The sequence below is a fragment of the Paenibacillus sp. JT22N1 genome (genome assembly GCF_059692155.1).
Genome location: NZ_JCAUAW010000034.1, coordinates 1 through 21,915 on the forward strand (window position 1 = coordinate 1; position 21,915 = coordinate 21,915).

Sequence of the window (21,915 nt, forward strand, 5' to 3'; positions counted from 1 at the left end):
GCGGAGGGGACCCACGCGTTCCCATCTCGAACACGACCGTTAAGCCCTCCAGCGTCGATGGTACTTGAACCGCAGGGTTCTGGGAGAGTAGAACGTTGCCAAGCAGTACCCACTAGTTGGGTATTTTTTTTGCCGCCTCTTTTGCGCGGAAATAAGGCCCGTTGGTCAAGTGGTTAAGACACCTCCCTTTCACGGAGGTAACAGGGGTTCGAGTCCCCTACGGGTCACCAATAATCCCCACAAAGTGAAGTGATGCTTACGAAGTGTACTCCGAATACTTTGCGTGGGCCCAACAAGATTTCATCATGAACGCTTAGCTCAGCTGGGAGAGCACTACCTTGACAGGGTAGGGGTCGGCGGTTCGATCCCGTCAGCGTTCACCATAAATTGTACATTTTGGAGCTGTGGTGTAGTGGCCTAACATGCCTGCCTGTCACGCAGGAGACCGCGGGTTCGAATCCCGTCAGCTCCGCCATTTTTACAAAATCAAGTAAGGCTCGGTAGCTCAGTCGGTAGAGCAGAGGACTGAAAATCCTCGTGTCGGCGGTTCGATTCCGTCCCGAGCCACCACTTTTACAAACTTAATAAGCCGTTGTAGCTCAACTGGTAGAGCAACTGACTTGTAATCAGTAGGTTGGGGGTTCAAGTCCTCTCGACGGCACCAGAATAGCCAAAAAGTGAAGCGAAGCGTTGTAGTAACGCTGATTACTTTTTCGGCCCAGCAAGACTTATTCATATGGCGGTCGTGGCGAAGGGGTTAACGCACTGGTTTGTGGATCCAGCATTCGCGGGTTCAAGTCCCGTCGTCCGCCCATTATTTTTCAATCAAGAACTCATGTCTTACATGAGTCATTAGCTCAGTTGGTAGAGCACCTGACTTTTAATCAGGGTGTCGTAGGTTCGAATCCTACATGACTCACTTTGCCTTATCTACAGCATGCGCGTATGGCGGAATTGGCAGACGCACTAGACTTAGGATCTAGCGGGCGACCGTGGGGGTTCAAGTCCCTCTACGCGCATCCCAAAGTGACGAACTGGATGGTAACTTAGTTACTTCCAGTTCGGAGCTTTCAATTAAGCCGGAGTGGCGGAATCGGCAGACGCACAGGACTTAAAATCCTGCGGTAGGTGACTACCGTACCGGTTCAAGTCCGGTCTTCGGCATTATCTTAACTGCATGCGCGCCTTAACACATCTAGGCGCGCCACATAAGCCGGCATGGCGGAATGGCAGACGCGCTCGACTCAAAATCGAGTCCGAAAGGGTGGAGGTTCGAGTCCTCTTGCCGGTATCGTATGACAAAGTAAAGTGGTTGAACAGGAAGCTTTCCTGCTCAACCACTTTTTTTGTTCTTTAATCCCTGAATTTGATTTCGACAAGGGCTGCCCCATTGGAAGACATCAAGAAAGCTATATTGCTGGTCCATACGCTGAAAGTGATTGCGTCCAATATTGAGGCGATAGATCTTTCCAGCTCAGCCTATGACTTGCAGGATGCAATTCATGATACAACTCTTGATACACAAAGTAACAATGAACAGCTGGAATCTAAGCTGACAGAAGTTAATCGCAAATTACAAGAGGTTTTGGCAGCGATTGATACATATATGGGTTAGCAAAAAAGAGGCAGCGAGTGTGACATTCGTTTGCCTCTTTTTCACTCTTCTCAGTTCTATTTCGTTTTAAAATAAAATTTCACATATTATATTCATATTGAAATATTATTTTTTTATTCCTATAATTATAGGTATTCGGTTTGCATTGTAAACACTTACATTTAGGAATTTGATTGCTTTACGAGGGGAGTTAGTAAACGATATGAATATGAATACGAGCAGGAGCCAGAGAAGCCTCAATGAATTGACGCTTCGGCAAAAAATCGGTCAGATGATCCTCTGTGGTTTTGAAGGCACGGGTATGACCGAATATCTGGAGAACTTTATTGAACAAAACCACATAGGCGGGGTCATTTACTTCGCACGTAATGTACAGGATACACAGCAAGTTGCTCGGTTATCCGAGCAGCTCCAACAAGTTGCAAATCGTTCCGAAAATCTGCCGTTATGGATATCTATCGATCAAGAGGGCGGCATGGTGGCTCGCTTGACTGAGGGAGTGGCGCTTATGCCAGGGCAGATGGCACTAGCTGCGGGAGCTCTTAAAGCAGCTGACGGTTCAAAGTCTGCTTATGAGTCGTCCTTTATTTCAGGGCAGGAACTGCGAACACTGGGCGTTAATATGAACTTCGCACCTGTTTTGGATGTGAATAATAACCCGGATAATCCCGTTATCGGCGTTCGATCATTCGGGGAGTCTCCGGAGCTTGTTGCCGAATTTGGACGTCAGTCTATGCAAGGTTACCAGGATGCCGGGGTCGTTGCAACGGCCAAGCATTTCCCGGGTCATGGTGATACAAACGTGGATTCGCATCTGGATTTACCAACGATCGAGCATTCTGAAGCGCGTATTCGTTCGGTTGAATTGGTGCCTTTCGTTGAATCGATCAAGAGCGGCGTGGATGCTATTATGTCAGCGCACATTTATTTCCCCGCTTTAGAATCAGCTAAGCTGCCTGTCACTCTTTCGAAGTCGGTACTTACTGGATTACTTCGTGAGGAGCTCGGCTTTGAGGGAGTTATCATGACCGATTGCATGGAAATGAACGCGATCTCCGAGCATTACGGCACAGCGCCGGCGGCTGTCATGGCGGTCGAAGCGGGGGCTGATCTCGTGCTGATCAGCCACAGCCGCGACCGCCAGCTCGCGGCCATCACCGCGCTGGAGAGCGCGGTGCGCGAAGGGCGGATTACCGAAGCGCGTATTGACGCTTCGGTCGCCCGGTTGCTCGCGCTCAAGGAGCGGCGCGGCTTGTTTGAAGCGCGGCCAAGTGCTGCGGCCGCGGATGAGGTCGGGACCGCGGCGCACCGCGCGGTCGCCCAGCGCCTCAGCGAGGCGAGCATCACGCTCGTCAAAGACGAGCAGAAGCTGCTCCCGCTGAAGCGGGTGAAGACGCTCGCGATCACTGTGGCCGCAGCTGTTTCGTCGGGTGTCGACGAAACATACGCGGGCCCCGCGAGCTTGGGGGCTGCGCTGGCCGAGCACGGCCTAGACGTGCTCGATCGCGTGCTACCGCTGCCGGAGGTGGCAGTGAGCAGCGCTGGGCTGCTCGCCGAGGCGCAGCAGGCGGAGCAGATCGTCATCGGGACGTACAACGCCCGATTCCATCCCGCGCAGGTCGAGCTGGTGCGTGCCCTGCAGGCGCTCGGCAAGCCGCTTGTCGTCGTCGCGCTACGGGTGCCGTACGATTTGCTGGAGCTGCCGGAGATTTCAACCTTCGTCGCGGCTTATGAAAGCCGGCCGCTTGCCCTTCAGAGTGCGGCCAAATGCTTGCTTGGTCAGCTTACTCCGCAAGGCCGGCTGCCGGTCTCGCTCGGTCTAGACTATCCTGCAGGATGGAAATGGGAGGGAGGTTTATAATGCTGCGTTCTTTATTGAATCAAACGTCTCTGACGGTTGCTGGAATTATGTCCGGTACTTCCCTTGATGGCATTGACGTCGCGGTTGTTCGGATTGATGGCTGCGGCGTTAACGCGAAGGTCGAGGTGCTCCACTTTGAGAGCTTCGCCTATGAAGATGAATTACGGGAAAAGCTCAAAGAATTATGTTCCATCGAACATTCCGATGTGTCTTTGTTATGCGGGATGAACTTCGCGATAGCGGAACGCTTTGCCGATGCAGTGTTACGTGCGGCGGCAGCGGCTAATATCCCCTTGGAGCAAATTGATCTCATCAGTTCTCATGGTCAGACGGTATGGCACATCCCTGTTGCGGATGAAGCAAATCCATTTCTGCCGAAATCAACCCTGCAAATCGGCGATTTATCCGTCCTTGCTAAGCGGACGGGAAGACCTGTTGTTGGCGATTTCCGTACTGCGGATATGGCGGTTGGCGGTCAAGGTGCACCGCTTGCGCCTTACGGGGACTTTATTCTGTTCCGCCATGAGGAAAAGGGTCGTATTCTCCAAAATATCGGGGGGATTGGCAATTGCACCGCGATTCCGGCCTCCGCATCGACCGATGCTCAACGTCTTATCGCCTTTGATACGGGACCAGGCAATATGATCATGGACCAAGTTGTCTTTGAGCTTTCACAAGGCCGGTTGACTTATGATGCGAATGGCTCATGGGCCTCTATCGGTTTTGTAGATGTAGAGCTGCTTAATAGCATGCTGGCACATCCTTACTTCAAACTCCCTCCACCCAAAACTACGGGGCGTGAGCTCTTTGGTAAAGCATATGCCTCTTCTTATTTGGCGACTGCTCTTGAGCGAGGATTACCTCCCGAAGACATCGTTGCGACAGCGACTTCATTTACCGCGCATTCCATCGCCCGAGCTTACAACGACTTCGTTTTCCCGGAGTATAACATTGCGGAAGTGATTGTAAGCGGCGGCGGTGCGCATAATCAAACGCTGCTCGGAATGCTCCGAGAGCTGCTTCCAGAGCAATCCATTCTTACATCGGATGAACTTGGCTTATCGGGTGATGCCAAAGAAGCTGTCCTGTTTGCCTTGCTGGGTAACGATTGGATTCATGGCGTTCCTAATAATCTGCCGTCCGCTACCGGGGCTGAACGACCTACGATCATGGGCAAGTTAGCCCTGCCTTAGATTCTTTTGATATACAACTGGCAGATGTGCACTTTCCGATGGTACTTTTAGGGAGGGCGAGAAGAGATGAAAAGAAGCGAGATCACGAGGGCTCGAGAGCGTGCAGCAGAAGTGCTGAAGCTTAGCGGTATTGTGCTGACAGACAACGAAATCAGGAACATTGAAGTGGCTGGTTTTGGGCTGAATCAACTGGAAGTTCAAGGGCTTGAATTAATTACCTTTGTGAACACGGATCGTTATTGTGCCAAAGAATTAGTTCTGTTCCCTGGTCAAACATGCCCGGAGCATTTACATCCGCCAATCGGCGGTGTTCCTGGTATTATGGAGACTTTTCGCGGTCGTTTCTGAATTTTCCAGTTATAGAAGAATAAGCAGGGAAGTTTCTCAGAATTTATCCGTAGAGATTTTAGCAAGCTTTTGAATAACTTGGTCCACTTTATGAATATGCTGCGACATTTTCTCCGCTGCAAGCTGCTCATCTTTCATCTCGATGGCATCGACGATGTCACGATGTTCCTGAAGGAGCTTCTCTGCGGAAGCACGTTCAGCAAAAAACCATAGACGGCGAGAAGCCTTCATACTTAGCTGCAACCGCTCTGTCAATGACTCCATCATCCCGATCATGAGGGAATTGTGGGAGGCTTTGGCGATTTCTAGGTGAAAGCGAATGTCGGCTTGCTCGCTTTCTTCTTCATTTTCAAGTGAAGCTTCCATCGTGCTGAGGATCTGCCTGAGTGCCGTCAAATTTCCTTCCGTACGGCGACTTGCGGCTAACGAAGCACAACCCGCCTCTATGAATCTTCGCACCTCCTGCACTTCCTGCAGCGTTTGGCCTTGGTCAAAAAGGCTGCTGCTGTCTGTTGGCAAAGGGTTCGTAACGAAGGTGCCTCCGCCATGTCGAATATCTACCCACCCCATAGCCTTTAACCCGCTAAGTGCTTCTCTAACCGTAGAACGGCCAACCTGAAAGCTAGCTGCAAGTTCAACAACAGTTGGAAGTTTCGAACCTGGAGCATAGGTACCCGTCTCGATTTGCATTTTTATTTGTTGAAGCACGATTTCCGAGCCCTTTTGCGGTCGAATCTGCTGAAATGTCATATAATTCCCCCATGAAGTATCTATACATCTATTCAATCATAAGTTAAAATAGAAAAAAAGTCATCTGATCACATGATCAATTGTGTTGAAATAAATGAGTAGTCCCATGGGAGGTATTTATGCTTGAGAACCGAGTAAGACAAAAACTGCAGGATATTGTAGGCGAGGCATTTTTCAAAGATGATATGGAATCTCTTGTTACGCATTCCTACGATGGAACACCTATGCTCCAAGCGCTGCCTGATGGTGTGATCTATCCCAAAGATACGGCGCAGGTATCTGCGATTATGAAGGTGTTAAATGAATATCGCATTCCGCTGGTCAGCAGAGGTTCAGGCACGAATCTTTGCGGCGGAACGGTTCCCGTTCAAGGGGGGATCGTGATGGTCATGCATCGTATGAATGCGATACTCGACATTGATTTGCAAAATTTAACGGCAACGGTTCAGCCGGGTATCATTACGAAGCAATTCATTGAGCATATTGAAAATCTTGGCTTATTTTATCCACCAGATCCAAGCAGTATGTCTATCTCGACGATAGGCGGAAATATAGCGGAATGCTCCGGAGGTCTTCGCGGCTTAAAATACGGCACCACCAAAGATTATGTGATCGGATTAGAATGTGTCCTAGCCTCAGGCGAAATTATGCGCACAGGCGGGAAGCTGATGAAGGATGTGGCCGGCTATGATTTAACGAAGCTGCTCATTGGCTCGGAGGGTACATTAGCAGTCATTACCGAAGCAACGCTTAAGCTAATACCGCCTCCCAAATATAAGAAAACGATGCTCGCCATGTACAAAGACTTATATGGAGCAGCTCGTACGGTGTCTAAAATCATAGAAAATCGCATCATTCCGGCTACCTTAGAATTCATGGATAATCCTACGATTCGTGTTGTAGACGATTTCGCCAAATTGGGGCTTCCGCTCGATATGGCAGCTATTCTGTTAATCGAGCAGGATGGAGAAATGGAAACCGTCGAGCGGGATATCGAACGGATCTCGGAAATTTGCCGCGAGGAGCTGGCGGATGAAGTCAGCATTGCGAGCAATCAAGAGGAAGCCCTGAAGCTGTTAACGGCAAGGAGAAGCGCTTTTACAGCACTCGCCCGTCTACGCCCAACAACGATATTAGAGGATGCGACCGTTCCACGCTCTAAGATTGCTGATATGGTCCTAGAGATTAATCGCATAGCCGAGAAGCATCGCGTGCAAATTTGTACCTTTGGACATGCAGGAGATGGTAACCTTCATCCAACAGCGACGACGGATGCAAGGGATCACGAAGAAATACATCGTGTTGAATTAGCCTTCGAGGAAATATTTGAAGCGGCTATCGGGATGGGAGGGACGATTACTGGCGAGCATGGCGTTGGTTTAGTTAAAGCACCTTTCTTGGAATGGAAAGTGGGAAGTGCCGGGATCGCCATGATGAAAGGGATAAAGGAAGTCTTCGATCCTCACCATCTTTTAAATCCCGGTAAAATGTTTGCCAAAGAGACCAGACGCAGGGTGGTGATTGATCGTGGCTAAGCATCCAGCAGCAACACTTCAAGAAACACTCGTACAAAAGCTGGATTATGAACAGTTAACCAATTGTATGCGCTGTGGTTTTTGTCTGCCTGCATGTCCGACATTCAAGGAGACCGGCGTGGAAGCCGAATCCCCTCGTGGACGAATTTCACTTATGAAAGCGGCCGTGGATGGTATTATGGAGCCAGGTATCAGCTTCGAAGACCAAATGAACCATTGCCTGGGATGCCGCGCTTGTGAACCAGCCTGTCCGGCAGATGTGAAATATGGACAGTTAATTGAGCAGGCCCGTGATGCGATTGAGACGCATACGAAGCAGCATAGATGGTGGGTAAGCGGTGTACGTAAGCTGGTGTTCAAGGAGCTGTTCCCTCATCAAAAAAGGATGAGTTTGTTGGGATCAGGCCTACATTTCTATAAAAAATCAGGGTTGCAAACCATCGTTAGGAAAACAGGCGCTGTAAAGGTATTTTCCAAGCACTTATCCGATATGGAAACAATACTCCCTGACGCTTCCAGTAAAGGGATCGTAGAGCAATTGGGTACCTACATTCCGGCAAAAGGGGAAAAGATTGCTACGGTTGGCATGTTCCGCGGCTGTTTAATGGATGTTTTGTTTACTGAAACGAATATTAAAACGGTAAAACTGCTTTCTGAAGCGGGATTTGACGTAGTCATTCCAGAGACGCAGAATTGCTGCGGAGCCCTACATGCACACAGCGGTGAGAGTGATCAAGCGAAAGCTTTGGCCAAGAATAACATTCGCGCTTTCCAAGAGGCCGGTGTAGATTATATCGTGTCCAATGCGGGTGGCTGCGGTGCCATTCTTGTAGAGTATGATCATTTGCTTCATGAGGAGCCGGAATGGAAGGAAGCCTCGGCTTGGTTCGCTGCACGAGTGAAGGACATCAGTACGATTCTTGTAGAGCAAGGACGTCCACTCCAGTTCGCAGAGACAGTTGACGGTGGAACTTCCACTCGCGTTACGTATCAGGACTCTTGTCATCTACGTAATGTTATGAAAGGCAGCAATCCTGCCAGACAGCTTCTGAAAGAGGTAGGCAACGTTGCCTATATAGAAATGAAAGATGCAGGCTCCTGCTGTGGTTCGGCCGGCATTTATAATGTCACACAGCCCGTTATGGCGAACCAAATTCTTGAGCATAAAATGGAAAATGTGAACGCTACTGCCGCTCAATATCTCGTTACAAGCAACCCTGGCTGCTTGCTGCAAATGAAGCTTGGTATTGAAAAGCACGGGCAAAAAGACCGCATGGAGGCCGTCCATATTGCCGACTTTTTATATGATAGAGTCGTGAAGAATTAAATCCAAGTCAAACAAAATATAGAGCTATTATCTTGAGCTAGTTCATCTAGTTCGAAATAATGGCTCTTTTTTATTTGTGTTTTTTTCATTCTAACTACACGGAGGAGATCTATAATATAATAAAACTCAAGTCGGTGATCTATTTTGCAGCTTATTTACGTTATCATGATGGGGGCATGCGCTTATGAATATTTTAGTTACTGGGGGAGCGGGTTTTATTGCTTCACATATTGTCGATCAATTGATCATTTCGGGGCATCACGTACATATTTTTGATAATTTATCTACAGGTCGTAAAGAAAATTTGAATCCCCTTGCTGTCTTCCATCATGGAGATTTGTTAGATAATGGATTAACAGAGGCTTTCACCGCTGCACGCCCAGAGGTCGTGATTCATCATGCTGCACAAATCGATGTTCAGACTTCGCTTACTAATCCTTTACTAGACGCTAAAATAAACATTCTCGGTACCCTTGCCGTCTTGGAACAATGCAGGGAGCATGGTGTTCGTAAGCTGATTTATGCTTCATCCGCAGCTGTGTATGGAACTCCGCAATATTTGGGAGTAGATGAGAATCATCCGATAAAGCCGCTATCCTTCTATGGTATTTCTAAACATACACCGGAACACTATATAGAGAGCTTTTCTTCGCTGTATGAGTTGGATTATACGATTTTGCGTTATGCGAACGTATATGGGATTAGACAGGATCCAAAGGGTGAAGGAGGCGTAGTCTCCATTTTTGTTGACAAGCTTCTAGCGGGTAAACAACCATTGATTTTTGGTGATGGGGAGCAAACAAGAGATTTTATTTATGTGAAAGATATCGTTCGCGCAAATATGGCCGCACTGAGTAAGGGCGGCCGAGGATTATACAATATTAGTTGGAACGAGCAGACAAGTGTTAACGCTCTTCTTAAGGAAATGTGCGACATCAGCGGGATGAGCTTCAATCCCTCCTACGCACCTTCTCGAGCTGGAGACATCGTTCACAGCCGATTGGATAATCGTGCCGCGCTTACTGGTTTGGATTGGAGTCCGGTATATACATTAAGAAGTGGCTTGCAGGAAACTTTTGACCATTACAAAGATCGCTACTGATCTTTCAAAAATACTTGTATCTTCTCGAGCAGCCGATTCCATTCAACAGGCTTCGTGTCAAAATCATCGCATCCCGCCTCAAATGCCTGTTCTCGATCCGTCGCCATTGCATGGGCGGTTAGCGCGATAATGGGGATCTCCTTTGTCTCCGGCGAAGCTTTAAGCTGACGTGTGGCGTTCCAGCCGTCCAATACAGGAAGGCTCATATCCATGAGAATGAGGTCTGGGGATTCGGACCTTGCGGCATCGACGCCTTGCTGTCCATCCATTGCCATGATGACTTCATAACCCTTGCGCAATAAACGACGGGATAACATGTCACGGTTCATTTCGTTGTCTTCAACTAATAAGATTTTATACATCGTTTGCTTCCTCTTTATTGCGTATTTAGGTATGCTCCCCAATGGTCTGGTCGTCCATGGAACCAGCCATTAGGCTGCGGATTTCATGTAATAATGTTTCGCGCCTAAAGCTTCCTTTTTGGATTAATTTTTTCACATAGCCGTTCAGTCGCAAGCGATCCTCCGAAGCAATATCTTTCGCCGTAATGACAACAATCGGAATCCAGCGCCATTCCTCGCGTTTGCGCAGTTCCGTAACGAACTCGAATCCATCCATTCCCGGCATCATTAAATCGAGCAGAATCAATTGCGGGAGCGCTTGTGTCATGAATTGCAAGGCCACGCGTCCATCCTTCGCTCTAGTGACCTTGTAGCCTTCTTTCTCCAACATCTGAGTCATCATCTGACTTGTTGTGATATCGTCTTCAATGACGAGTATCGAGTTAGATTGCCTCTCAGGGATATGCTTGTCCAGCACAGAAATTAATTTTTCTTTATAAATCGGTTTGATCAAAAACTCCGCAGCGCCAAGTGCATAGCCCATATTTTTATCATCGGTCATTGTCATCATGATGACAGGTATTTCTGATAGTTCTGGATCGTTTTTGAGCGTTGTTAGTACGGTCCAACCATCCATACCCGGCATGAGCACATCAAGGGAGATAAGCGTAGGACGCAGCTCCCTAGCAAGACGAATGCCTTCTTGTCCATTTTGGGCCAGCGCTACCGTACATCCCTCTTTACTGAGAAAACGCTGCATCAACTGCAGCATAGCCGGATCATCATCAATAACCAGAACCGTGCGGTTTCGCTGCATCGTCCATGAGCCGTTGTCTGTTAATGGATCGTTAATGCCTTCCGCATGATTCTCTAGTAGAGGCAACCAGAAAGCAAAAGTTGTGCCTTGACCGTGCGTACTATCGACAGTGATCTGGCCGCCCATCATTTTGCACAGCTTTTGACTGATCGCAAGTCCCAGTCCCGTGCCTCCGTATTTCCTTGTTGTCGAGGAATCGGCTTGTTTAAAAGCATGAAATAAATGTTCCATCTGTTCAGGCGTCATGCCGATGCCGGTGTCTTTAATGCTGAAGCTAATGCCTGGATGCCCATTTGCCATTTCATAGCCAATTGTTAGCCATATCGTTCCATCCTTGGTAAACTTACCGGCATTGCTTAGCAAATTGAACAAGATCTGTCTAAGCTTCGTGATGTCTGTCTTCATTTCGCCTTGGGGGAAGGCGACTTCCAAATGGTTGCCGCCTGACTCTATTAGAGGATTGACAGTCGTCAGAACTTCGTGAATAAGCGTCGGGATATCACATACTTCCAAGTATAGATCCATCTTGCCGGCTTCGATCTTGGAGAGATCCAGAATATCATTGATAAGTGTCAGCAGATGTTTACCAGCGTTATGGATTTTGCCGAGGTCGTCTGCGAATATGGGTTCATTCATATCTTCGGCATCTTCTTTGAGCATTTCACTATAACCGATAATGGCGTTGAGCGGCGTGCGTAGTTCATGACTCATATTGGCCAGAAACTGGCTTTTGATTTGATTGGCTTCAATGGCTTCATCGCGTGCTTTGGATAGCTCCACCGTACGCTCCTTCACCAATTCCTCCAGCTGATCGTTCAACTGTCTAAGTTCTTGATTTACATAATAAATTTCACGCGTTTTCTGCTCGGCGATCTGTTCCGCTTCTTTGCGCGCTTTCTTTTCCCGCTCTAGTTGTCGGCGAAGAACGTCTAGTTCCTGCGTATCCTGCATCTATTTCACTTCCGTGTTCGTTAAAATAAATCGGGCCGCGGTTCCTTCGTCTAAATTCTCCCGTGCTATGCTAATCTGCTCGCCATAATACTGAATGCATCCCATGATGAGCCCCTCTGCCAAATCGGCGAAAGGTCGCGAGGACCGGTAGGTCATGATCAGCGTTCCAGGTACCGAAGTGTCATATTCGAATGCCGGCAGCTCGGCGCCTGGATATAGCTTGCGGACTTCTACGTGAATATAGCTGTCCACTTTTTGCAGAAAGCTGAATACGGTGCTGTTTTCTTGGATGAATTGAGGATGAAGCTCGATTAGCTGTGTAAACAGATATTCGCCGAAAGTGATGATCAAGTAGGTAACGGGAATGTTTGTCCGCTGGCTTAGCTGCACAATAAGCTGAATCATTTCATTATGGTCGTATGTACCGACAGAGGTATAGCTACCGCCTGAGGGCAAGTCGGAGCTTTCAATAATTTGATCGACAATACTTAGAGAAAATTTATTTTCGACCATTTCGAGAAAAGAAGTAAAAACCATGCCTTTCATAAGAACACCTTCCATTTCTATTCGAAATTGTTGTTTCTTCGGACTATGCCCATGAAGGCGTCCACGACTTGGGGATCAAAATGAATGCCGCGCTGCTTCTGAATTTCCGTCAAAGCTTCTTCTACCGACCATGCCCGTTTATAGGGGCGCTCGTGAGTCAACGCATCATAGAAGTCGGCAATTGCCACGATACGTCCAGCTAGTGGGATTTCTTCACCGCTTAATCCGCTCGGGTATCCAGTTCCATCCCACCTCTCATGGTGCGACAAAGCGATCGTTCTGGCTAATTGCAGATCAGGAAATTGACTTCCTTCGAGTATGCTTGCCCCGATCGTCGTATGTGTTTTCATGTGCTCAAACTCTTCGGGGGTGAATCTTCCCGGTTTTAATAAAATCTCATCGGGGATGCCGATCTTCCCTAGATCGTGTAAAGGAGTGGCCCGCTCGAGGAGCTCCGCTTCCTGGTTAGGCAGTCCAAGAGAAGTGGCGATCTCCTTCGCTATCCGGCCTACGCGTTGTGTGTGCTGTCCTGTCTGATCATCACGAAATTCGGAGGTGCGTCCAAGCAATTCCAGGATTTCCAGCTTGGCTTGCTCCAGTTTGGCAGTTCGTTCCTGTACACGCTGCTCCAATCGTTGATTCTGGTCTTGAAGCTGCAAATGGTAGAATCGTGTCTTGAGTAAGTTGTTGATCCGTAAAACCACTTCTGTTTTATCCAAAGGCTTCGTAAGGAAATCATGCGCTCCCAGATGCAGTGCTTCCTTCTTTGCCTCTTGAGTTACATCGGCGGTAAGTACTACGATCGGTAGGTAATTGCTTTCCAAGACACGTTCTTTCAAAAGCTTCAACGCTGCAAATCCGTCCATTTCCGGCATATGCAGATCCAATAAAATGATATCAGGCTGAACCTCATCAAAAAGGGTATCTAAACGCTTGGGATCCGTCGTACAGTGTATATTGGAAAAACCCGCACGGCGCAGTATCCGCTCTAAAAGGTTGATATTGTATTCCTGATCATCGATAACCAGAAAATTAGCGCTTTGCTTCCAGACCTCATCCATCTATGTACCTCATTCCATCCTTGCTCTTAAATCGTAGGCTATATGTGAGATTTTATCATAGATAACATGTAATGTGACTATTAAAATGTCGAATCAAAATTAGTTGACTTCTTCCGTATAACCGTTAGGTGCGTCTATATGTATAAACTTTAGTTTACGGGCTTCTCTACCAGGGGAGCTCTCTTTATTTAAATGGATGGAAAATACGGTCAAGCCCTTCTTTTGTTCCTTTCGCAGTCTGTCCACTCTTGTTTTCATCCACGCATCCTCTTTCCAATTCGCCCTCCAGTCCTCCCATAACAAACCATCGATATAAGGCAGCGCATAGTCGAGTGTATCAAAGCCGCGATTCTGAATAATGGAAAGCTTGGGGTATTGGCCGCTCACGTCTTGAAGGAAAGAATGGTAGGCTTCTCTTGTTTGGGTTTGAGTGGCTGCATCTTGAATCCAGTCATCGATATCCCCAACCGTATCTAGGAACATACCGTCTAAACCTTTGTCTGAGATCGAAGTTTTGATTTCTGATAACAGCAGCTGACGGTAATGTGATTGTCGCAAATCCATCAAATAAGAGTCCCATTGCTTGAAATGGATATGCTCGCCCTGCTTCAATAAATAGTCCGAAGACAGAAGTTCCTTCACACGAAGAGTGTTCCAGGCAGGGGTTTCCATAACGCTTATATAACCTATAACCATAGTGCCTGTCGTTTGAATGTCTTGTATTTGTAGCTTTGAGAACAATTGAGGTTCAATAATAATAAGATCTTTGCTCTTTAATTGAATGATGGCTTGCTCAGTAGGTGCACCATAGTAGAGGGAGTAGTCTTTCACGTTTTGAAAAGGTTTAGAAGCTTGGACTTGCTTCTTGAATGGGAATGAGAAAAAGACCATGGAGACGATAATGGCAGCTGTTACCTGTGATGTCTTCATCGCTTTTCACGGACCTTCCTGAAATTTGGATTAGCTTCATTATATGATAAAATAAACCTATAAACATTCAAACATATCCTTTTACATACGTAAATTTATGAAATATGCAGCTAGATAAATGTAAGGAGTTGACAGCCATGAATCACCTAGCTATCGTGGACGACGATAATGTCCTACTACACATTTTACAGGATTTATTTGAAGTGAGAGGTCTCCAGGTATCAGCCTTCAATGATCCTATTGCTGCGTTAAAATCGATAAAGGAATTGAAACCGGATGCGGTGCTGTCCGATGTTCTTATGCCGAATTTGACTGGATTTGAACTATGCCGAGAGCTTCGCTCGGACAAATCCTTTGCAAAAACACCCATTTTTCTGATGAGCGCGAAGCATTCCATCGGCGAATTATCGAAGTCAATGATGGCTGGAGCCGATGAGTATATTATTAAGCCTTTTCAAATTGATGATATCTATGAGCAATTGAAACAGTTTTATAGGAAGAAAAATAACCCCATCATTATCAAGCCTTTGGATAGTTAAAGTTTGGAGGAAACGTGATTGATTTTTCGACAAAACCGAAGCTGGTTAGCCTGGTGTGAACTGGCTTTTTTTCTGGCCGTTCTATTTATTATCCATATGGTGTACAACGTTGATTGGTTGAATTGGTCACCCAATCCATTTTTATTTGTTACTCTTTACTTTTCACTTCGCTATGGAACACGCATAGGCGCAGCCTCGGCGGTTGGAGCCAGCTTGCTGCATATCTTAACGTACCTCCAGATTAACGGTGATTTATATGGGCTGTTTGACCGATGGGATCAGGCGAAATGGTTCGTGTGTTATTGGGGGATCGCTTTATTTGTAGGTCACGTTTCCTCCGATTTACGTTTTCGATATGCCATTTTGGCGGATGAATTTGAGGACAATAAGCAGCAGCTAGCGAAAATGGATACCAGCTATCATGATCTTCTCTTTGTTAAGAAAGCCCTGGAGACGAAGGTAGTCGGCGCTCAAGAAAGCATGTATACCCTCTATAAAATTGCCAAAGCATTAGATTCCGAAGATTCGGAAATTATTTTCACGGATGCGGTGCGCTTATGCAAAGATTTAATTCAGGCGGGATCCATCGTCATCTATCGAATGAGTCCAGGCGGTGATGTACTGAGGCTGAAAGTCTATTACGGTGCAGAGACACATTATCCGTCCACCGTATTCCTAGATCAACCATCCTTGTATTCCCAAGTATGTAAGGAGAAAACGATTCAAATACGCCCGGAGGGGGAATCGGCAGATATCCCCATACTTGCAGGACCGCTTCTGGATGAGAACAAGCAAATTATAGGCATTATAGGTTTGAACGGGCTTGATTTTGTTGCCCTGAACAAGCATACGATGGACCTGTTTCGACTTATTCTCACTTGGATGGGCGAGAGCTGCGTTAAAGCGTTCCAAAAGGAACAGAAGTTGAATGAACAACGTTATTTCCCCAATACCCGGGTAATGAAGCCGGATTATTTCTACGCCAAATTGAATGAAGAAACGATACGCGCAACTGATTTTGCCCAAAATTTCCTATTACTGCAGATTCCAATCGAGTTTAGCGAAATGGAAGAGACAGAGGCTCTGATAGAGATCAATGCTCTGACACAGCAGATGCTGCGTGATGAAGATGCTATGGCCTACGATTCATTCCGCGGTGAGCTGTTATTTCTACTTCCTGCAACGTCTCCAGAGCTGGCATCACGTATTGAAGACAGGATTAGGGATCGTTTCAATAGGGGGGGCTCAGAATGAGAGTCTCTCGGAATGTCCGGCATTTTGATGTTTCTCCTTACGCAAGGCTTGCCGTGGCAGTTAGTCTACTATTCGCAGTGTTAGACGGATTGCAGATCATTGGGCTTTCTTTTCATTGGATTAGCTTGCTTCTCCATCTCGTCCTTGTGCTCATTTATAATCGGCTGCTCCATATTATCTCCTTCCGAATCGAAGATCGACTAAGTGCCGGGTGGGTGCAAACCATCATCCTTTTCTTTCCTAGCGTTGGATTTCTGGTTGGATCGGTTGTCTTCTTAGGATTGTTACTTTTTCGCTTTCGGCACGACTTTTACGAGGAATATGAGAACTACGTCTATTATTCTCCGCAATCCATGGAAAGCTATAATATTAATGTGGAAGCGGAATCGAACCGTTTACCATTCCGGGAAATTCTGATGTCAGGTGAGCCTGTGGGCAAGAAGGAGGCTTTATTTTCTCTCCTCCAATATGAAGGCAATAATAAAGTGCAGTTATTTAACGAAGCTCTCCGCAATGATGATCCCGAAGTGGTTCATTATGCAGCAACTAGCTTGAACTATTTAAATGAACAATATATACGAAGTATCAAGAAATGGACCGTACTTCTGCAGCAGGACGATAAAAGCTGGGAAACATGGAAAGAACTATTGGAAGCCTACCGACTTTATTTGGGAAGCCATTTATTGACGGAAGAGCTCGCTATGGAAGTTAGACAGACGTTCAAACAATGGATAGGAAGGGGACTTACTCAATTTCCCGATGAGCCCCGATTTATCGCAGAGTTATGCAATCTGGCACGAATGGAAAAGGATTACCAGACGGCCATCCGCCACGCTGAGCAGCTTTCCAATGTGGGTGAATATCGCTATATGGTTTATTTAACTAAAGTAGAAAAAATGTATGCAGAAGGAAAATTAAACGAACTTAGTCAATTTGCACAGCAATGGTTGGACAGCAGCATTGAGGTTCCGGTCGAGCATCTGCCTGCGATCCAATTTTGGAAGGAGCTGAAGGAACAAGGTGTCCCACAAGCTGATCATCTTTACATGCGTTATCGTTAGTGTGCTTCTGCTCGGTGTCGGGCTGCAAATCGTCCGAACCGTCGACTTGTTTCCTTTATCTTCAGCAAGAAATGTATACCAAGAGGCGCAGTTTCCGGTGAAAAGCTCGGCACAATCATCCGTAACAGGTGATAAACTCGGTCTGTATATGTATACAAATCCTAAAGATTCAGAAGGCAATAAGGTCAAAGTCAACCTACAGACAGCACTGGAGCTTGCCAAATTGCATGCGGATTCCATAACGGCAGACGAAATAAGGACAATTAGACCAACCCCGTGGACTGTCATTCTACTCACCGGCGAAGATATAAGTGAGCTGGATCAAACCGTTATCCAGTCCTATTTGAATGAAGGCGGTCGACTTCTTGCCTATACGCGGTTTTATGCGCCAGAATGGAATGACATGCTCGGGATAGAAAGTAATAACGGGTTCATTGAAAGAACGATACACGGCATAGAAGTCAACCAAACCGTATTCCCCGGCTATCCTAATCTTCCGGCTAGCAATGCGCTATTTTCCAACAGTATGTTGGATATTAAGCTTAAGCCGCAGGTTAAAATTTATTTATCGGCCGAAGGAAATCCTATGCTCTGGAAAAATAACTATGGACAGGGGAGCGTCGTGTTCTGGAACTCAACCAGCAGTATCCAGAAGGTAGGTCGAGGGCTTATGGTTCAATCCATTGGTCTTGCTCTAGACAGCCTGGTTACCTCACAAGTGGCAGTACGAAGTCTGAATATTGACGATTTCCCATCCCCCGTTCCGCTTGTCGTTAATCCGCTGATTCGTCAGGAGTACGGGCTTAGCACGCCTGTATTTTATGAACGGATTTGGTGGGCGGATATGGCTCGTTTCGCTAAGCTCTACGGGTGGAAGTATACAGGCCTCATGATTGGGAATTATCAAAATCAGACGAGTTCCCCACTTCCTTCACTACTGGACAACTACCCAAAGATTCTGCCGTATTTTGGCTCTAAATTGGTAGGTCAAGGTGGTGAGATTGGTCTGCATGGCTATAATCACCAATCTCTTGTCACTGCTAAGGAGCCAATTGATACTAATCTCGGCTATGTGCCTTGGCCTGATAAGGCTTCCATGGTTGAAAGTCTTCAGCGTATGGTAGAGCTATCGAACGACTTGCTTCCCGGACATGAGTTGAAGACATATGTGCCTCCATCCAATGTGCTGAACAAGACTGGGAAAGCAGCGATCGCTGAAGCAGTACCCTCCATTGATATCATTTCTTCCCTTTATTATACGGGGGAAGAAGAGGGCTTTCTGGAGCAGGAATTTGGGGTGGACAGTGAATTTCCGCAATTCACGAATTTCCCCCGGGTTTCATCCGGTTACTGGCTGGACGACAGCACGAAGTTTTACATCAATGATGTTATTGCTAATTTTGGTTTGGTAAATCACTTTGTACATCCGGATGATGCGCTGGATATTCAACGTTCCGGGGGTAAAGGCTGGAAATACTTGAGTGAGCAATTCGAAGCATGGATGGCATCACTCAATAAAAACTATGCATATCTTCAACCTTTAACGGTTAGGGACGCGGTGAAAAAGCTAAGTATTTACTCGACCGGAAAGGTCGACGTTCATTACAGTCAAGACGCAATTACGATTACGACCAAGGATGAACTGGTCCCCATGCATTACACCGTTCGTGTGCCAGATAACCGAACACCAGAGATTTCCAAGGTAGCTGGCGTACTGACACGTATGGAGCATACGGACGGACTTTGGCATTTGGAGGCACATCAACCTACTGTGACCCTACAATTGAAGGAAATGAAGCCATGAAAATCGCATTGCTAGTGGAAGGGAGTTACCCTTACGTGTCAGGTGGGGTAGCGAATTGGATTCAGATGTTGGTCTCGGCAATGCCAGAGCATGAATTTGAAATCATCGCGATTTCTTCCTCTCGTAAAGAGGCCTCAAGCTATAAATACAAGCTTCCGCCTAATATTTCAGGCATTCATGATGTTTTCATGATGGATTACCTGAAGCTAGAGGAGGGGAAACCTCCACGATTAACCAAGAACGAAGCTGCTTCCTGTCTGGAGTGGTTTGCTTTTCAAAAAAATTCCGAGCAATCTATTCCCTGCATTGCTGATTCTAAAAAGCTGGGAAATCCGATTACCTTTATGAAAAGTGAAATATTTTGGGATTTCCTGGTCGCTTCCTATGAGCAAGAAATGCCGAATCATTCGTTCAATAGCTATTTCTGGACGTGGAGATCCATGTACCTCCCCGCCATTTATCTGCTGCAGCAGTCCTATCCGGTAGCCGATGTGTATCATGCTGTTTCAACTGGATATGCTGGCTTGATTGCCACCTACCTGCGAATGAAGCATAAGAAGCCATTCCTGCTTACTGAGCATGGCGTATACGCACGTGAACGGGAAGAAGAGATTTTGAAATCAGTGTGGGTAGATCCTCCCTTCAAAAAAAGATGGATCGAATATTTCTACCATATGTCTCAAGGGGCTTATCACACGGCTGATCGAACCATCTCTCTTTATAAAGGTACACATCAAATTCAGCTTGAGCTCGGACTTCATGCTGAGAAAGCTATGATTATCCCTAATGGCATTGATTATCACAAATTGTCAGTACTTCCAAGACATACGAGTACCTCTGGTGGAGGGATAGTCTTCGGAGCCTTAGTGCGTCTCGTACCCATTAAGGATATTAAGACGATGCTCTATGCTGTTCGGCTCGCCAGTCATGACATCCCTGACATACGTCTTTGGATTATGGGGCCTACGGACGAAGATCCTGATTACTATCAAGAATGCGTAGCCTTAACCCGCAATCTCCATCTGGAGGAGATTGTTACTTTTATGGGAAAAGTAGCGATCGACGAATATTTACCCAAGATTGATGCGCTCATACTGAGCTCGATTAGTGAAGGACAGCCCCTCGCCGTTCTGGAAGGAATGGCCGCAGGAATACCATGGATCTGTACAGAGGTAGGCAGCTGCCGCGAGCTGTTGGAGGGGAAGGACGAGCACGATGTCGGAATAGCCGGCTATATCGTTCCTCCTGTTAATCCAAAAGCCATGTCTGAGGCTATGGTGAAAATGTATTCGCTCCCTGAAGAGCGAGCCTATATGGGACAAGTAGGACGCAATCGTGTGGAAGCCTACTATCAGATTGATCATTTTATTGATGCTTATCGGCAGTTATATGATGAGGTGGTTACCTAATGGCGGGAATTGGATTTACCCTACAGAAGTTGTTCCGCGATGACTATCTTACACTAAGAGTTCGGGCTTATGCCTACGCTTCTTTCATTGCTGCTGGTCCTTGGATGCTATCTGTCGGCAGTATTGCTCTGATTAACTTTATGCTTGTTCAATTCGGACATGTAGATGACGCTCAGCGTCAATTGTTTATTGTTACGGTATCGTATTGTTTCATTTTCTCGCAAATACTTTCCGGGGGCTGGCAGCTAAGTGTTACAAGGTATTTAGCCGATCATTTCTTTCAAAATCGCCTTGAGGTCGTCACGCCTACCTTTGTTGGTATAAGTAGGATCATACTCGGTATTTCGCTCATTATTGCTGTGATTTTTTATTGGTCGTCCCCATTATCAATGGTTTATAAAGTGACGAGCGTATTGTTATTTTTCATGATTGGACAAATATGGCTGGCCATGGTCTTTTTAACCGCGGCTAAGGATTATAAGATTATTTCTTATTCGTTTTTAGCAGGTGGGCTGGTCTCGATCATCGGTGTGATTGTTCTGATGAGGTACCCCATTGCTTTCGAGCAACATGAGCAGGCGACCAACATTTTAATAGGTTTTAGCTGTGGTATTCTACTTACCATGAGCATGCTGGTATTTGTGCTGCTGCGCTCGTTTCCGGCTAAAGAAGCGTCTAATCCATATGGTTTTTTACATTATGTCGATAAATATCCTTCGCTGCTTTGGATCGGATTTCTTTACAACATAGGCGTTTGGACGCATAACATCATCATTTGGTTAGGACCATCGGGTGTCCGGATCGAGGAGACGTTTAGGTATAGCCCCATCTATGATACCCCTGTCTTCCTAGCTAATCTGACAATCATTCCGTCACTCGTTCTGTTCGTCGTTTCGGTGGAGACGCAATTTTATGATAAATACAAAACGTTCTATGGCTATGTAACCCATGGCGGAACCCTGGAAATGATCACCAAGGCGAAGAAGCGAATGGTCGAGGTGTTATGGCGTGAATTGTATCGTCTGACGAAGCTGCAAGGCATATTGACGCTATTTATCATTTTAATTAGTGATATGCTCCTTGAAAGGCTAGGCTTACAAGAAATCGTAATCGACATTTTTAAGATGTGTACGCTAGGAGCACTGATGAATTCCATCATGCTCATTAATATCTTAATCATGTTATATTTCGAAGATCGTAAAGGAGCAGTTATTACCGGGGGAATTTATTTCACCTTAAATATGATACTAACTTTCGCCTTGCTGCCTCTGGGCTTCGATTATTATGGGTTTAGCTACTTTATGGCAGGGCTTACTGCTTATAGCTGGAGCGGCTTTCGATTGCTGACGTTCTTGAAGCGGATCGAGGTGCATACCTTTATCTCGCAAAGCATCATTTACAAGGAAGTCCGAGGATTCTTCACCCGATTAAGTGAAAAAGCTTACTGGCGATTCTAAAATTAATAGGCTTC

The 21,915-nt window shown here is 46.5% G+C and carries 18 protein-coding genes, 10 tRNA genes, 1 rRNA gene and 1 pseudogene; 24 read left to right on the top strand and 6 right to left on the bottom strand.

From position 1 onward, the window contains the following. From rrf to AC58UU_RS36635, 15 genes and pseudogenes are all read left to right on the top strand, one after another. Positions 1-104, top strand: a 5S ribosomal RNA gene (gene rrf, locus AC58UU_RS36565); the annotation flags it as partial. Positions 105-155: 51 nt separating this feature from the next. Continuing rightward, positions 156-230, top strand: a tRNA-Glu gene (locus AC58UU_RS36570). A 77-nt stretch (positions 231-307) separates the two neighbouring features. Next, positions 308-383, top strand: a tRNA-Val gene (locus AC58UU_RS36575). Between the two features lie 15 nt (positions 384-398). Further along, a tRNA-Asp gene (locus tag AC58UU_RS36580) sits at positions 399-475 on the top strand. Between the two features lie 19 nt (positions 476-494). Further along, positions 495-570: transfer RNA gene (locus AC58UU_RS36585), tRNA-Phe, on the top strand. Between the two features lie 18 nt (positions 571-588). Further along, positions 589-664, top strand: a tRNA-Thr gene (locus tag AC58UU_RS36590). 75 nt (positions 665-739) lie between these two features. After that, positions 740-812: transfer RNA gene (locus AC58UU_RS36595), tRNA-His, on the top strand. A 34-nt stretch (positions 813-846) separates the two neighbouring features. Continuing rightward, a tRNA-Lys gene (locus AC58UU_RS36600) sits at positions 847-919 on the top strand. 20 nt (positions 920-939) lie between these two features. Further along, a tRNA-Leu gene (locus tag AC58UU_RS36605) sits at positions 940-1,019 on the top strand. A gap of 59 nt (positions 1,020-1,078) precedes the next feature. Next, a tRNA-Leu gene (locus AC58UU_RS36610) sits at positions 1,079-1,164 on the top strand. A gap of 48 nt (positions 1,165-1,212) precedes the next feature. Next, positions 1,213-1,291, top strand: a tRNA-Leu gene (locus tag AC58UU_RS36615). A gap of 99 nt (positions 1,292-1,390) precedes the next feature. After that, positions 1,391-1,615 (top strand): hypothetical protein, encoded by a 225-nt coding sequence (locus AC58UU_RS36620; RefSeq protein WP_497322348.1) that lies wholly within the window; start codon positions 1,391-1,393, stop codon positions 1,613-1,615. Positions 1,616-1,817: 202 nt separating this feature from the next. Then, on the top strand, positions 1,818-3,476 hold the full coding sequence (gene nagZ / locus AC58UU_RS36625) for a beta-N-acetylhexosaminidase (protein ID WP_497322350.1): 1,659 nt from the start codon (positions 1,818-1,820) through the stop codon (positions 3,474-3,476). After that, a complete protein-coding gene (locus AC58UU_RS36630; RefSeq protein ID WP_497322351.1) occupies positions 3,476-4,669 on the top strand; it encodes an anhydro-N-acetylmuramic acid kinase in 1,194 nt (397 codons plus the stop codon). The genes nagZ and AC58UU_RS36630 overlap by 1 nt, the downstream gene beginning before the upstream one ends. 66 nt (positions 4,670-4,735) lie before the next feature. After that, positions 4,736-5,014, top strand: a pseudogene (locus AC58UU_RS36635) (cupin domain-containing protein); the annotation flags it as partial. Positions 5,015-5,053: 39 nt separating this feature from the next. Here AC58UU_RS36635 and AC58UU_RS36640 read toward each other — a convergent pair. Then, positions 5,054-5,767 (bottom strand): FadR/GntR family transcriptional regulator, encoded by a 714-nt coding sequence (locus AC58UU_RS36640; protein WP_497322352.1) that lies wholly within the window; start codon positions 5,765-5,767, stop codon positions 5,054-5,056. Between the two features lie 119 nt (positions 5,768-5,886). On the opposite strand from AC58UU_RS36640, the gene AC58UU_RS36645 reads away from it, so the two are divergent. The 3 genes from AC58UU_RS36645 (at position 5,887) to AC58UU_RS36655 (ending at position 9,731) form a co-directional block, all read left to right on the top strand. Then, on the top strand, positions 5,887-7,302 hold the full coding sequence (locus tag AC58UU_RS36645; protein ID WP_497322353.1) for an FAD-linked oxidase C-terminal domain-containing protein: 1,416 nt from the start codon (positions 5,887-5,889) through the stop codon (positions 7,300-7,302). Continuing rightward, entirely contained in the window at positions 7,295-8,629 is a 1,335-nt protein-coding gene (locus AC58UU_RS36650; protein ID WP_497322354.1) for a (Fe-S)-binding protein, read from the top strand. Before AC58UU_RS36645 ends, AC58UU_RS36650 begins: the two co-directional genes overlap by 8 nt. 184 nt (positions 8,630-8,813) lie before the next feature. Continuing rightward, positions 8,814-9,731, top strand: coding sequence for an NAD-dependent epimerase/dehydratase family protein (locus tag AC58UU_RS36655; RefSeq protein ID WP_497322355.1), 918 nt, complete (start codon positions 8,814-8,816; stop codon positions 9,729-9,731). Here AC58UU_RS36655 and AC58UU_RS36660 read toward each other — a convergent pair. From AC58UU_RS36660 to AC58UU_RS36680, 5 genes are all read right to left on the bottom strand, one after another. Then, a complete protein-coding gene (locus tag AC58UU_RS36660) occupies positions 9,725-10,093 on the bottom strand; it encodes a response regulator (protein ID WP_497322356.1) in 369 nt (122 codons plus the stop codon). The two genes, AC58UU_RS36655 and AC58UU_RS36660, sit on opposite strands and share 7 nt — an antisense overlap. A 25-nt stretch (positions 10,094-10,118) precedes the next feature. Then, complete coding sequence (locus tag AC58UU_RS36665) at positions 10,119-11,840, bottom strand: hybrid sensor histidine kinase/response regulator (protein WP_497322357.1); 1,722 nt, start codon at positions 11,838-11,840, stop codon at positions 10,119-10,121. Further along, positions 11,841-12,386, bottom strand: a complete 546-nt coding sequence (locus AC58UU_RS36670) for a heme NO-binding domain-containing protein (protein WP_497322358.1) — start codon at positions 12,384-12,386, stop codon at positions 11,841-11,843. It lies immediately after the preceding gene. 17 nt (positions 12,387-12,403) lie between these two features. Beyond that, positions 12,404-13,447: an HD-GYP domain-containing protein gene (locus AC58UU_RS36675; RefSeq protein WP_497322359.1), complete on the bottom strand. Its 1,044-nt coding sequence runs from the start codon at positions 13,445-13,447 to the stop codon at positions 12,404-12,406. A 99-nt stretch (positions 13,448-13,546) separates the two neighbouring features. Next, a complete protein-coding gene (locus tag AC58UU_RS36680) occupies positions 13,547-14,377 on the bottom strand; it encodes a glycoside hydrolase family 191 protein (RefSeq protein ID WP_497322360.1) in 831 nt (276 codons plus the stop codon). A 137-nt stretch (positions 14,378-14,514) separates the two neighbouring features. On the opposite strand from AC58UU_RS36680, the gene AC58UU_RS36685 reads away from it, so the two are divergent. The 6 genes from AC58UU_RS36685 to pelG are packed head-to-tail and all read left to right on the top strand — an operon-like array spanning position 14,515 to position 21,901. Further along, positions 14,515-14,916, top strand: a complete 402-nt coding sequence (locus AC58UU_RS36685) for a response regulator (protein ID WP_497322361.1) — start codon at positions 14,515-14,517, stop codon at positions 14,914-14,916. 18 nt (positions 14,917-14,934) lie between these two features. Further along, entirely contained in the window at positions 14,935-16,170 is a 1,236-nt protein-coding gene (locus AC58UU_RS36690) for a hypothetical protein (RefSeq protein WP_497322363.1), read from the top strand. Further along, positions 16,167-17,231, top strand: a complete 1,065-nt coding sequence (locus AC58UU_RS36695) for a tetratricopeptide repeat protein (RefSeq protein ID WP_497322364.1) — start codon at positions 16,167-16,169, stop codon at positions 17,229-17,231. Before AC58UU_RS36690 ends, AC58UU_RS36695 begins: the two co-directional genes overlap by 4 nt. After that, positions 17,191-19,035, top strand: coding sequence for a DUF2194 domain-containing protein (locus tag AC58UU_RS36700; protein ID WP_497322365.1), 1,845 nt, complete (start codon positions 17,191-17,193; stop codon positions 19,033-19,035). The genes AC58UU_RS36695 and AC58UU_RS36700 overlap by 41 nt, the downstream gene beginning before the upstream one ends. Further along, positions 19,032-20,444, top strand: a complete 1,413-nt coding sequence (pelF, locus tag AC58UU_RS36705) for a GT4 family glycosyltransferase PelF (RefSeq protein ID WP_497322367.1) — start codon at positions 19,032-19,034, stop codon at positions 20,442-20,444. Before AC58UU_RS36700 ends, pelF begins: the two co-directional genes overlap by 4 nt. Then, the gene (pelG, locus tag AC58UU_RS36710) at positions 20,444-21,901 is read left to right on the top strand and encodes an exopolysaccharide Pel transporter PelG (RefSeq protein WP_497322368.1); all 1,458 of its coding nucleotides are present in this window, start codon (positions 20,444-20,446) and stop codon (positions 21,899-21,901) included. The genes pelF and pelG overlap by 1 nt, the downstream gene beginning before the upstream one ends. Positions 21,902-21,915 lie beyond the last annotated feature (14 nt).

What these genes read in the sequence shown, in the direction of transcription:
- nagZ (WP_497322350.1), top strand. Translation starts at nt 1,818, where the DNA reads ATGAATATGAATACGAGCAGGAGCCAGAGAAGCCTCAATGAATTGACG.
- AC58UU_RS36630 (WP_497322351.1), top strand. Translation starts at nt 3,476, where the DNA reads ATGCTGCGTTCTTTATTGAATCAAACGTCTCTGACGGTTGCTGGAATT.
- AC58UU_RS36640 (WP_497322352.1), bottom strand. Translation starts at nt 5,767, where the DNA reads ATGACATTTCAGCAGATTCGACCGCAAAAGGGCTCGGAAATCGTGCTT.
- AC58UU_RS36645 (WP_497322353.1), top strand. Translation starts at nt 5,887, where the DNA reads ATGCTTGAGAACCGAGTAAGACAAAAACTGCAGGATATTGTAGGCGAG.
- AC58UU_RS36655 (WP_497322355.1), top strand. Translation starts at nt 8,814, where the DNA reads ATGAATATTTTAGTTACTGGGGGAGCGGGTTTTATTGCTTCACATATT.
- AC58UU_RS36660 (WP_497322356.1), bottom strand. Translation starts at nt 10,093, where the DNA reads ATGTATAAAATCTTATTAGTTGAAGACAACGAAATGAACCGTGACATG.
- AC58UU_RS36665 (WP_497322357.1), bottom strand. Translation starts at nt 11,840, where the DNA reads ATGCAGGATACGCAGGAACTAGACGTTCTTCGCCGACAACTAGAGCGG.
- AC58UU_RS36670 (WP_497322358.1), bottom strand. Translation starts at nt 12,386, where the DNA reads ATGAAAGGCATGGTTTTTACTTCTTTTCTCGAAATGGTCGAAAATAAA.
- AC58UU_RS36675 (WP_497322359.1), bottom strand. Translation starts at nt 13,447, where the DNA reads ATGGATGAGGTCTGGAAGCAAAGCGCTAATTTTCTGGTTATCGATGAT.
- AC58UU_RS36680 (WP_497322360.1), bottom strand. Translation starts at nt 14,377, where the DNA reads ATGAAGACATCACAGGTAACAGCTGCCATTATCGTCTCCATGGTCTTT.
- AC58UU_RS36685 (WP_497322361.1), top strand. Translation starts at nt 14,515, where the DNA reads ATGAATCACCTAGCTATCGTGGACGACGATAATGTCCTACTACACATT.
- AC58UU_RS36695 (WP_497322364.1), top strand. Translation starts at nt 16,167, where the DNA reads ATGAGAGTCTCTCGGAATGTCCGGCATTTTGATGTTTCTCCTTACGCA.
- pelF (WP_497322367.1), top strand. Translation starts at nt 19,032, where the DNA reads ATGAAAATCGCATTGCTAGTGGAAGGGAGTTACCCTTACGTGTCAGGT.
- pelG (WP_497322368.1), top strand. Translation starts at nt 20,444, where the DNA reads ATGGCGGGAATTGGATTTACCCTACAGAAGTTGTTCCGCGATGACTAT.